The sequence below is a fragment of the Pseudarthrobacter sp. PvP090 genome (assembly GCF_040547365.1).
In the GTDB taxonomy this organism is placed as follows: Bacteria; Actinomycetota; Actinomycetes; order Actinomycetales; family Micrococcaceae; genus Arthrobacter.
On record NZ_JBEPPO010000007.1, the window covers coordinates 86,021 to 97,753 of the forward strand.

The window sequence follows — 11,733 nt, forward strand, 5'->3', positions numbered from 1 at the left end:
GCCTACTGCATGGTGAACCGGCGGGCCACGAACCCGTTGACGGCCGGTATGGAGGCGGCGGCCGTTACGGCGCGGTTCCGCAGGGCCCACGGCCCGGCTGTCAGGGGCCGGCCCAAGGCCATGTTGATTTCGGACTGCCGTGCCGCCCGGGCGGCCGCGGCCGTCCGGCTGGTCTCGAAGGTCCGCAGTTCCGCCCCCACATCCGCGCCGTACAGCGACGCGAGTACCAGGGGAGCCAGGGCAGCGGCGTCCAGCCAGCCCAGGTTCATGCCCTGCCCTCCGATCGGGCTGATCTCGTGGGCAGCATCGCCGATCAGCACCGTCCGGCCCGTCACCATCCTGCGTGCCAGCCGGGTCCGGACCCCAAAGCGGCTCATCATGCTGTTGCTCGCCGGATCGACGTCGATTCCGGTGCGTCGCCTGATCGTTTCAACGAGCCAGCCGGCGTCCCCGCCGTCCGCAGGGGCCGCAAGGCGCACCACCCAGCGGCGCAAGGCCCCCGGCAGCGGGAAGGACTCCACGATCCCGGCGGACTCCAGGAACAGGGCCGCGTCCGGACCGAACCCGGTAGTGTCCGCGAAGTCGCCCATCAGGTAGCTGTCCCGGTAATCCTTCGCACGGACGGCCGTGCCGAGCAGCGGCCGTACCGTGGACCGGACGCCGTCGGCAGCAATGGCAATGGCCGCCGTGTGGTGAACCGCCGTGCCGCCCGCGGAGGCTTCCACGGTGACCTGGCCGCCGTCGTCATGCAACCCCGTGACCCGGATTCCGCGGTGCAGGGCGTCAGGGTCCAGGTGCCGGACGCGTTGCTCCAGGACTGCTTCCGTGCGGGACTGCGGCAGCGCAAGGACGAAAGGGAAGCTCTCTGAGACCCCGGCAAAGGACATCCGGGCCAACGTCCGGCCACCGCTGACGGCGATGCCGCGCCGGATCGGGACACCTTCGGCCACCATGGACGGCGCCACGCCGACGCCCTGCAGCGCGTCCAGCGACGGGGGATGGATGCCGATGGCGCGGGAGTGCGGTTCGGCGCCGGTCCGCTGTTCCAGGATGCGCACGCTCACGCCGTGCTGGAGGAGCAGCGCGGCCATGAACAGTCCCACCGGCCCGCCGCCTATCACCAGGACGTCAGCCATGGGCCCGGTCCTTCTCGAGGACCAGCAGGTTGCGGAAAGGGGCGCGGCGGATGACGGTCCAGCCGGGGGGTGCGGTGGCCTGGAGTTCGGCGGAGGTGTAGCTGCGAAGGATCGAGGTGAGGCCGTCCTGCCTGATGTAGGAGCCCATGAAGGGCCAGGAACCGGCGAAGAAGAGGGCATATGCGGCCGGGCTGCGCCGGAGGTCGTTGTGGATGACCCGGCCGTGGCAGAGCCCGGCGGACTCGCCCAGGAACGCCGGGAGCTCGTCCTCGGCCAAATGGTGCAGCACGTGGTTGGACACCACCAGGTCGAAGCTGCGCCCTTCGCTGGCGAGCTGGGCCGCCGTGGACTGGCGGAACGTCACACCGGCGGCCGGGTGCCGTTCCGCGGCGAAGCGGCTCGCGCGCGGATCCGGGTCGATCGCCGTGATCTCCAGCTGGAGCCCGTCCCGGGCAGCCCAGCGGGAAAGCATCACCGGCACGTCGCCGCCGCCGCAGCCGATGTCCAGCAAGGTGGCGGCGGTGCCTTTTCGGAGTCGTGGCCTGAGCTGGCTCCGGTAGATGCCGCGCCAGCCCGCGACGGCACGGTTCACCAGCGCAAACTGGGCGTACGTGCGGTCCAGCCGCACCGGATCACAGCCCGGCAGGTCCATCTCCTCAACGGCGTGCGCCGCACGTTCCCGCAGCAGGTGCACGGGATTTCAGGCCAGGGCCGATTCCGGCTGGGCGGTGGCGGACTGGGCCGACTGGGACCGGGCCGCACCGCCGGTCTCCGTGGGCGGGCCGTCACGGCGCGGGCTGCTGAGCTTGGTGAAGAGCGCGGTTTCCACTGTCAGCCCGGGTCCGAACGCCATGGAGCAGATCCGTTCCGCGCCGTCGTCGGCACTGTCCGCCGGCGGCAGGTCAAGAATGTGCCGGAGCACGAAGAGCACGGTGGCGCTGCTCATGTTTCCGTACTTGCGCAGGGTCTCCCGGGCCGGGACCAGCTGCCCGTCGCTCAGCTCCAGCCGCGACTGGACCTTGTCCAGGATGCTGCGGCCGCCGGGGTGGATGGCCCAGTGCCGGATGTCGCGGTAGGGGAGTCCCCGCAGGGCACCTTCCCGGGCAAGGAGCGGCTCCAAGGCGCCGATGATGTGGTCATCGATGATGTGCGGGACGTAGTTCCCCAGGACCATCTCAAAGCCTTCGTCACCGATATTCCACGCCATGGATTCCTCGCCGACCGGGGTCAGGACGGTCTCGAAGTGGTCCAGCTGCAGGAGCGCCGGTTCATCCGGGCGCTCCCGGGCTGTCACGATGGCGGCGGCCGCGCCGTCGGCAAACAACGCCGACCCCATGATGGTGTCCGGGTCGTTCGACGTCCGGACGTGCAGCGAGCAGAGCTCGGCGCAGACGACCAGGACGACGGCGTCGGGATCCGCCTCGCAGAAGGATTTGGCCGCCCGCAGGGCGGGGAACGCCGCGTAACAGCCCATGAATCCGAGGTGGTAGCGCTGCACGGCGGGATCCAGGCCGAGGGCGCGGACGATTTTGTAGTCCGGTCCGGGATTGAAGAACCCCGTGCAGGACACCGTGACGAGGTGGGTGATGTCCAGGGGACTGATTTCGGGACAGGCGTCCAGGGCTTTCCGTGCTGCCTCAATGAAAAGTTTGGTGGCTTCGGTGGCGAAAATCTCGTTGCGCACCTTGGTACTGGGGCTGAGCAGCAGACCTGTGCCGGCGTTGAAAAACAGGGGGTTATCGGCCACGTGGTCCTTGGTCATTTCCTCCACGGCCGTGTGGCGGGTGTCGATGGCGGCGGAGTCAAAGCAAGTGCTGACCAGACGGGTGCCGAGCCTGGTGAGCCCCGGCTGGGCCGCGAAAACGTCCCGGGCCTCCGTTTGGATCAGGACAGTTGGCGGGACAGCAGTTTCCAGGGACCTCAGGTAGACCGTCATGGTTCATTCTCAGTGAGGTCGGCGCAGAAGACAATGGATTCGCCCGCGGATGCGGGCCCGAAGCTGGTTAGATAGAGCCAGACGACGCCGGCGGAGACCGCGAACCCGGCCCCGCCCCGCCCCGCGCTAGAGAAGGAGACACGATGAGCATGGCCCCGACGACGGACACGCAGTCGCCTGCGCTGCATGTTGCTGACAGCCACGATCGGATCCGCGTGCAGGGCGCCCGCGAGAACAACCTCAAAGACATCAGCATCGAGATCCCGAAACGCCGGCTGACGGTGTTCACGGGTGTTTCCGGCTCGGGGAAGAGCTCGCTTGTGTTCGCCACCATCGCCGCGGAGTCGCAGCGGATGATCAATGAGACCTACAGCGCCTTTGTGCAGGGATTCATGCCCAACCTGGCACGGCCCGACGCCGACCATCTCGAGGGGCTGACGACGGCGATTATCGTCGACCAGGAGCGGATGGGCGCCAACCCCCGCTCCACGGTGGGCACCGCCACCGACGCCAACGCCATGCTCCGGATCCTTTTCAGCCGGCTGGGATCGCCGTACGTGGGGCCCCCGACAGCGTTCTCCTTCAACGTCCCGACACGGAAGGCAAGCGGGGTGATGAGCACCGAGAAAGGCGGCAGGGTCGAGAAGAGCGTCGTCCACGACGCGGTCTACCTGGGCGGGATGTGCCCGCGGTGCGAGGGCATGGGCTCGGTCTCCGACTTCGACCTCACCGCGCTCTACGACGAGTCCAAGTCGCTCGCCGAGGGTGCGCTGACGATCCCCGGCTACAGCATGGACGGCTGGTACGGCCGTATTTTCAGCGGCGCCGGCTTCGACATGGACAAGCCGATCGCGAAGTTCACCAAGAGGGAAATGCATGATCTCCTCTACAAGGAGCCGACCAAGATCAAGGTCGAGGGCATCAATCTCACGTACGAGGGCCTGATCCCGAAGATCCAGAAATCGATGCTCTCCAAGGACGTCGACGCGATGCAGCCTCACATCCGGGCCTTCGTGGAGCGTGCCATCACGTTCCAGGCGTGCCCCGAGTGCGGCGGCACGCGGCTCAGCCCGGAGGCCAGGTCCTCGAAGATCCACGGCAAGAACATTGCCGAGCTGTGCGGGATGCAGATCAGCGACCTGGCTGGGTGGGTCCGCGGGCTCAACGAGCCTTCGGTCGCGCCGCTCCTCAAAGGCCTGCAGCACCTGCTCGACTCGTTCGCCGAAATCGGCCTGGGCTACCTCTCGCTGGACCGGCCGGCGGGCACGCTGTCCGGGGGCGAGGCCCAGCGTACCAAGATGATCCGGCACCTTGGATCGTCCCTCACGGACGTCACGTACGTCTTTGACGAGCCGACGATCGGCCTGCACCCGCATGACATCGAGCGGATGAACCAGCTGCTGCTGCAGCTGCGCGACAAGGGCAATACTGTCCTCGTCGTCGAGCACAAGCCGGAGACCATCGCCATCGCCGACCACGTTGTTGACCTTGGCCCCGGCGCAGGCACCGAGGGCGGCCGCGTCTGCTTTGAAGGAAGCGTGGAAGGGCTCCGGGGGAGTGACACCATCACCGGGCGCCATCTCGATGACCGGGCCAGGGTAAAGGAATCGGTGCGCACGCCGGCCGGGACGCTCGCGGTGCGTGGCGCCTCAACACACAACCTCCGGGACGTCGACGTCGATATCCCGCTCGGCATGCTGTGCGTGCTTACGGGCGTGGCCGGCTCCGGTAAGAGCTCGCTGATCCAGGGCTCAGTCGCCGGACGGGACGGCGTGGTGGTGATCGACCAGGGGGCCATCAAGGGGTCCCGGCGCAGCAACCCGGCGACGTACACGGGCCTTCTTGAGCCGATCCGCAAGGCGTTCGCCAAGGCCAACGGCGTGAAGCCGGCACTGTTCAGCTCCAACTCGGAAGGTGCATGCCCCACCTGCAACGGCGCGGGCGTCATCTTCACCGAGCTGGGCGTGATGGCCACCGTCGAGTCCACCTGCGAGGACTGCGAGGGCAGGAGGTTCCAGGCGTCAGTCCTGGAATACAAGCTGGGCGGCCGCAACATCGCCGAAGTGCTGGCCATGTCGATGACCGAGGCCGAGGCGTTCTTTGGTGCCGGCGAGGCGAAGACGCCGGCGGCGCACAAGATCCTCGACCGGCTCGTGGACGTCGGGCTTGGCTACCTGACCCTCGGGCAGCCGCTCACCACACTGTCCGGCGGCGAGCGGCAGCGCGTGAAGCTGGCCACCCAGATGGCCGAGAAGGGTGACGTTTACGTCCTCGACGAGCCCACCACCGGCCTGCACCTCGCCGATGTGCAGAACCTGCTGGGCCTTCTCGACCGGCTGGTGGATTCCGGCAAGTCGGTCATCGTCATCGAGCACCACCAGGCCGTCATGGCGCACGCCGACTGGATCATCGACCTCGGCCCGGGCGCCGGCCACGACGGCGGCCGGATCGTCTTCGAGGGCACACCGGCCGAGCTGATCGCCGGCCGGAGCACCCTCACCGGCGAGCACCTGGCGGCCTATGTCGCCAGCTGACGAGACCCGCTGCGGCCCGGGCCATTAATTTAAGGTGTGGGGTTGGTGATTCGAACAACGCGCACCGCGCCCGGCGGAATCACGGCGATGCCGGGGACGTCTTCGCCGACAATCAGTTCGTGGCCCTGCACAACGTATTTGTGCTCTTCTTCCGAGTGGTTGATGAGGAAGAGGTAACTGTGGTCCGCTCCGGAGCGGACAACTGTTTCAAGACCTTCCGGGGGCGCCAGGACTGTAACTCCCGCCCCTGCGGCTGCTTCAACGACAACGTCGCGCAGCGCCGAAGGGTCAAGGGCCGTGCCGATGTACCAGGCATCGCCGGAGCCGTGGCGGTTCCGGGTGACGGCCGCCGTGCCGGCCAGGTGCCCCTCGATTACGGAAACTTTCGCGCCGGCGCCTTCCAGGCGCAGCGCTTCCGTCCACAGCGAGGCTGTTGATCCGTTGTCGAGGGCCAGGGTCTTCCCCGGGGGCAGGGGGAAGAACTCCTCGGTGCGGATGCCCAGCAGTTCACGGAAGGCCCCGGGGTAGCCTCCGGCGCGGACCTTCTCGTTTTCGTCGACGATGCCGCTGAAGAACGTGATGATGGCGTGGCCACCGTTCCTGACGTACTCCGACAGTTCGGCGGCATCCTTGTCCCGGACAATGTAAAGCCCGGGCACGACGGCAAGTTTGTAGCGGGAGAGATCGGCGCCGGGGGCGACGACGTCGACAGTGATTCCCGCGTCCCACAGCGCCTTATAGGCCGCGTGGAGCTGATCGAGATACTGGACATCGGAGGAGGGATGGGATTCCTGGTCGTAGGCCCACCATGCCTCCCAACTGAAGACCAAGGCGGCCTCGGCGCTGACGGTGGTGCCCCCGACCTCCGAGAGTTTTTCGAGGATTCCGCCGAGTTCGACGGCCTCCCGCCAGATGCGTGAATCGGTTCCGGCGTGGGGCAGCATCGCCGAGTGGAACTTTTCGCTGCCCTGGACGGAGGCGCGCCATTGGAAGAAGCAGAGCCCGTCGGCGCCGCGGGCAAGGTGGGCCAAGGAGTTCCTGTGCATCTCCCCGGGGCCCTTGGCGATGTTGCGGGGCTGCCAGTTCACGGCCGAGGTTGAGTGTTCCATCAGCATCCAGGGCAGGCCCTGGGCGAGCCCCCGGGTGGTGTCGGCGGCGAAGGCAAGTTCGGTGGTGGGGGAGCCGAGGCGATGGTCGAGGTAGTGGTCGTTGGCAATGACATCCACGTGTGGGGCCCAGGACCAGTAGTCCTGGTTGCGGATGTGCGCGGTGACCATGAAATTCGTGGTGACCGGAACCGCACTGTGCTGGCGCAGGACGCCAGTTTCAGATTGGTAGTAGCCCAGCAGCTCATCGGAGCTGAAGCGGTGGAAGTCGAGCATCTGCGTTGGATTGTTGGTGGAAACGGTCACGCGGGGAGGAAGGATCTGTTGCCAGTCTGAGTATCGCTGGGACCAGAAGGTTGTGCCCCATGCCTCGTTGAGTGCATCGAGAGTGGCGTACCGGTCGACAAGCCATCTGCGGAACGCCGACGCCGAGACATCGCAGTAGCAGAGGGCGTTGTGGCATCCGAGTTCATTGGAGACGTGCCACAGGCGGACGGCCGGGTGCGAGCCATAGCGCCGGGACACCACGTCTACCAATCGCAAGGCATGTTCCCGGTAGACGGGGGAACTGGGGCACCACGCCTGGCGTCCGCCCGGCCACGCCCGGGTACCCGAGGCTGACTGGGGGAGGATGTCGGGGTGCAGAGTGGTCAGCCACGCCGGGGTCGACGAAGTTCCAGTGCCGAGGTTCACTCCGATGCCATTGGCGTGCAGCAATTCAAGAATCTCGTCAAGCCGCTCGAAAGAGTACTTCCCGGGGGAGGGCTCGAGCTCTGCCCAGCCGAAAATGTTGACTGCTACAAGGTTGACGCCGGCTGTCTTCATGAGGCGGACGTCTTCCTGCCACACGCCGCTGTCCCATTGTTCGGGGTTGTAATCGCAGCCATAGACGAGCTTTCCGTTTCCGGACAGCTCGGTGACTGGCGTTTTGCTGGGGCTCAACACTGCTCCTTCGGCCTGCCGCACGTGCAAGGCGAGGATCGACCCCGTGATCTTGGACGCTGTTGTAGCGATCTGTGAACGCTCCCAGAGCCACAGTGCCTTGAGCGAAGACGTTGTCTGGGAGCGTTCACAGACTAGCCATGCCGCCGTCGGACTGTCAATGGCCGCGGGCACGACACCACGCCCGCCGGCTCCGATACAGTACAGATATGTCCCTAACACGCACCCGGGCCCGACGCGCCACAATCAACGACGTCGCGGACGCTGCAGGGCTTTCCCGGGGCACGGTATCCCGGGTTGTTAACGGGGAGAAATATGTTTCCGCTGAGGCCAAACAGGCGGTCGAACTGGCTATCGCACGGGTGGGTTATGTCCGCAACAGCGCCGCCCGGAATCTCGTCACCCAGGAGTCCCGGGCCATCGGCCTGATCATCCACGAGCCACACTCGCTGCTGTTTGAGGACCCCAACATCGGCTCGATCCTGCTGGGGGCAAATGAGGTGCTTTCACAAGCCCACTATCAGCTGGTTTCCCTCATTATTGACTCGGACCGGGACAGCCGCAGGGTGGCGGATTACCTGCGTGGCGGCCTGGTCGACGGCGCGGTCATCATTTCGGCGCGCGCCTCGGACCCGATTGCGGCCGCCATTGCCGAGATCGGGCTGCCCGCCGCCTTCGTCGGGCATCCCGACGGCACCCCGGACCTTCCGTACGCTGCCATCGACAACGTCGAGGCCGCCCGCAGTATCACCGGCAGGCTGCTGGCGACCGGGCGGCAGCGGGTTGGCATGATAGCCAGCGCCCTGGACCGCGATTCGGGCCAGGACCGATTGGCCGGCTTTCGGGCCGCAATGGGGGAGCGGTTCGACCCGCGGATGGTCGTTGAATTTCCTCTGTACACTTATGCCGCCGGCCTGGAGGGAATGCAGCAGCTGCTTAGCCATGCCCCCGACCTCGACGGTGTCTTCGCGGCCTCGGATGCCGTTGCTGCAGGAGCAATGACCGCGCTGCAGGAAGCCGGCCGGCGGGTGCCGGAGGACGTCGGTATCGTCGGATTCGATGACAGCAGCTGGGCATTGAGGTGCCGGCCCCAGCTCTCCACCGTCCGTCAGCCGGCAGACCTTTTGGGGAGCGCCGCCGCCGAACTCGTCCTGGCCCAGCTTCAGGGGCAGCCCAGCCCGCCACGGGTCCTGGAAACCGAAATCATGTGGCGCGGCTCCGCCTGACGCTTCTCGGTGAGGCGCGCGCTGGCATCCACAGGCTGACAGGGTCGATGAGACACTTACATCCGGATTGAGAACGCACAGGGAGTTTGCGCCCCACTTCAGCTCCCGCTATTTATCGCCGATAATCAACATTATGTCAAGTAAAAGGGATCCGCTTGCAGATTTTGCAGATTAGGACCCGGTGATACGCACTCCCCGGCTTCGGCTGCCTGGACGTCGAAATCCTGAAGTACATCGATGAGCACACAGAAGAAAAACTTCGCGCCAACGCTGAGCGGCTAATCGCATGGGTCCAGTTCAGGGCAGCAGATGCAGATCGTTGACAGTCGAGCCACCAGCCCCACGAAGCACTCACAGGCCTAGAACACGTCACCACCAGCAGCGACCAGCAGCGACCAGCACTACGTTGCGCGGACTCCTGAGAGGAGGCTCCTGGGCGGCCCGAATACGAGGATGTCTGGTTCGATTCCCCAGACGTGGCTCACCCGTATGCCCAAGTGCTGAGGATAGGACTCAACCGGATAAGTTCAGTTCCCGCGTGAAGTGGTTTGGCTGCAGGATCTGCTGAAAGGACGAAGTTCGCGCCAAGTCAGAACCTCACCGCCGCCGCGGCGTTCCCATGGCAACCCAAGGATGGCCAATCCCGCCGGGCCACCGTTGAACGGCCGCTGCGCCAAGCGATGTCAATCCTGCCGAACAATCAGCGGACTGATTTGCTCGCCACAATCATGCACATCATGGGCGCCCGTGGGCAGACGCTACCGGCCATTGTCCCCTGACACCACTCCCCCAGTTCCGAATGCCTGAAGTTGACGGATGGGCTTCCGAGGCGTCGGTTGGATAGAGCTACTCGGCGGACGGCCGTTGTCGTTGCCGTTTCGTCGCTGCCCGCTGTTCCTTTGCAACCAGGCGCCGGCGGTTCGAGCCCCGGGTGGGTTTGGTCGCGCGGCGCCGGGCAGGGCCGGGGGCGAGACCCTCTGCCACAAGTTCGGCGAGCTTGGCCAAGGCGATCTCACGATTGCGTAGCTGGGAGCGCCGCTCCGAAGCGGTCACGGTGATCACCCCGGCGACGAGACGTCGTCCGAGACGCGTAACCAGCAGCAACCGCTGGTCATCCGAAAGCGCTGCCGAATCGCCGACGTTCCACGAGAGTTCAACACGGCTGTCCGACGTGTTCACGTGTTGACCGCCGGGCCCGGACGAACGCGAGAACCGCCAGCCAAGTTCCGACGAGGGAATCGTGAGCGCGGGCGTTACCTCCAGATCCATACAACCAGCGTTGCACAATTCTGGCGCGGTCAAAGCCCCGGCGGGACCCGTCCATGCCGTCCCGCCGGAACCCCGCGTCAGCACGGGGACTGTCTCTGACGGAGAATTCAGATTTGGACGGGGAGAATCCCCACGGGACGGCCCGTCTCCCGACAGCCCGTGCAGGCAGCCTCCGCACGAGATCACGGCCTCCTGACGGCATATGCTGTCTCGATTGCACGGTTCTTCGTCTGCCGTATCGACCAGAGCTGGTCGGGTAGGCCTTCACGTTGGGGGACAACATGTTCGGAAAGTTCAGCCGAAAAAACGACGGGCCGCAGGACGGCGCACCGACCCGCGCCGCAAGCGATCCCCTGCCCGGAGCCCGGCTTGGCGGCCGGATCATCCTTGAGCGGTTGCTCGGCAACATGAAGGATGAACGCGGCGTCCACGTCGAGTCCCTGGCGACCGCGCTTGGTGCGCTGGCTGGACGCGACGGCAACACCGACCGCGACCGCAACACCGACGCCGACAGCCACACCGACCGCAACGGCGACCGCAACACCGACGCCGACGCCGACAACGACGACGCCTCCGGTGTTGGGTCCTCTGGCCGTAGTCGAAACCGTCGGTTTCACGGGTACAGGCGACGTTTCGGACGACTCTGCGATCTGGGTTGACCCCGCAGCGCCAGCCAACAGCGTTGTGATTGCTGACAACAAGGCGAGCACTGGCGGGGGCATCGGGGTCTTCGACATGGCTGGCAGGCTGGTCCAGTTCCGGGCGGACGGCATGATCGGCAACGTCGACTTGAGAACAGGCTTCCCGTTGTCAGGGAATCCGACGGTGCTGGTGGGTGCAAATAATCGGACCACCAACACGCTGGCATTGTGGTCACTGGATACAACGACGAGAACCCTGTCGCCACCGGCCGCCCGCAACATCCCGACCTTCGCACCCAACTACGGTTTCTGCATGTATCACAGCCAAGTAAGCGGAGAGTTCTACGCCTTCGTCACGCCCAACGTGTCAGGTTCGATCCAGCAGTTCGAACTGTTCGACAACGGACAGGGAAAGGTGGACGCCACCCTCGTGAGGACACTCCCGATCAACAGCATCACCGAAGGCTGCGTGGCTGACGATGAGCTGGGTCACTTGTATGTCGGCCAGGAGGACGTGGCGGTCTGGAAGTACGGCGCTGAACCTGGCGCGGGAGCCACTCGCACTTCTGTGGACGCAGTGGGAGCTGGGCGGCTGGTAGCCGACATCGAGGGGATGAGCATCGCTTATGGCGCCAACGGCACCGGGCACCTCTTCGTATCCAGCCAGGGCAACTCCACCATCGCCATCTACGACCGCTCCGGCAGCAACCCGTACATCAAGAGCTTCTCGCTCGCCGGCAACGGGCAATCGACGCCGTGACAGGCACGGATGGCTTCGACGTCACAAGCCTGAATGCCGGTCCGCAGTTCGAAGAGGGCCTGCTGGTGGTCCACGATTCCAGCAACACCGGCGGCACCACGTCCAACCTGAAAAACGCGCCCCTCAGCTCTGTCCTCAAATAGGCCACTCGGCAGGGCTGCCGTTGCGCGTCCCGGAAGGGTC

Annotated in this window: 10 protein-coding genes; 5 read left to right on the forward strand and 5 right to left on the reverse strand. The window is 65.8% G+C overall.

The window, feature by feature from the left end; all coding sequences use genetic code 11:
• Positions 1-2 precede the first annotated feature (2 nt).
• From ABIC21_RS10000 to ABIC21_RS10010, 3 genes are read right to left on the reverse strand one after another with little or no spacing between them, the layout of a single operon-like run.
• Positions 3-1,136, reverse strand: coding sequence for an FAD-dependent oxidoreductase (locus ABIC21_RS10000; RefSeq protein WP_354350246.1), 1,134 nt, complete (start codon positions 1,134-1,136; stop codon positions 3-5).
• On the reverse strand, positions 1,129-1,788 hold the full coding sequence (locus tag ABIC21_RS10005; RefSeq protein ID WP_354350392.1) for a class I SAM-dependent methyltransferase: 660 nt from the start codon (positions 1,786-1,788) through the stop codon (positions 1,129-1,131). Before ABIC21_RS10005 ends, ABIC21_RS10000 begins: the two co-directional genes overlap by 8 nt.
• A gap of 48 nt (positions 1,789-1,836) precedes the next feature.
• On the reverse strand, positions 1,837-3,072 hold the full coding sequence (locus ABIC21_RS10010; protein WP_354350247.1) for a type III polyketide synthase: 1,236 nt from the start codon (positions 3,070-3,072) through the stop codon (positions 1,837-1,839).
• A 143-nt stretch (positions 3,073-3,215) separates the two neighbouring features.
• Between ABIC21_RS10010 and ABIC21_RS10015 the strand changes: the two genes are divergently transcribed.
• Positions 3,216-5,606: an ATP-binding cassette domain-containing protein gene (locus ABIC21_RS10015; protein ID WP_354350248.1), complete on the forward strand. Its 2,391-nt coding sequence runs from the start codon at positions 3,216-3,218 to the stop codon at positions 5,604-5,606.
• Between the two features lie 29 nt (positions 5,607-5,635).
• Here ABIC21_RS10015 and ABIC21_RS10020 read toward each other — a convergent pair whose 3' ends face one another.
• Positions 5,636-7,654 (reverse strand): beta-galactosidase, encoded by a 2,019-nt coding sequence (locus ABIC21_RS10020; protein ID WP_354350249.1) that lies wholly within the window; start codon positions 7,652-7,654, stop codon positions 5,636-5,638.
• A gap of 209 nt (positions 7,655-7,863) precedes the next feature.
• Between ABIC21_RS10020 and ABIC21_RS10025 the strand changes: the two genes are divergently transcribed.
• Positions 7,864-8,880 (forward strand): LacI family DNA-binding transcriptional regulator, encoded by a 1,017-nt coding sequence (locus ABIC21_RS10025; RefSeq protein ID WP_354350250.1) that lies wholly within the window; start codon positions 7,864-7,866, stop codon positions 8,878-8,880.
• A gap of 846 nt (positions 8,881-9,726) precedes the next feature.
• Here the strand turns inward: ABIC21_RS10025 and arfB are convergent.
• Entirely contained in the window at positions 9,727-10,149 is a 423-nt protein-coding gene (gene arfB / locus ABIC21_RS10030; RefSeq protein WP_354350251.1) for an alternative ribosome rescue aminoacyl-tRNA hydrolase ArfB, read from the reverse strand.
• 281 nt (positions 10,150-10,430) lie between these two features.
• Between arfB and ABIC21_RS10035 the strand changes: the two genes are divergently transcribed.
• The 3 genes from ABIC21_RS10035 to ABIC21_RS10045 are packed head-to-tail and all read left to right on the forward strand — an operon-like array spanning position 10,431 to position 11,693.
• A complete protein-coding gene (locus ABIC21_RS10035; RefSeq protein ID WP_354350252.1) occupies positions 10,431-10,808 on the forward strand; it encodes a hypothetical protein in 378 nt (125 codons plus the stop codon).
• Entirely contained in the window at positions 10,726-11,550 is an 825-nt protein-coding gene (locus ABIC21_RS10040) for a phytase (RefSeq protein ID WP_354350253.1), read from the forward strand. The genes ABIC21_RS10035 and ABIC21_RS10040 overlap by 83 nt, the downstream gene beginning before the upstream one ends.
• Entirely contained in the window at positions 11,547-11,693 is a 147-nt protein-coding gene (locus tag ABIC21_RS10045; protein ID WP_354350254.1) for a hypothetical protein, read from the forward strand. The genes ABIC21_RS10040 and ABIC21_RS10045 overlap by 4 nt, the downstream gene beginning before the upstream one ends.
• The last annotated feature ends 40 nt before the right edge of the window (positions 11,694-11,733 follow it).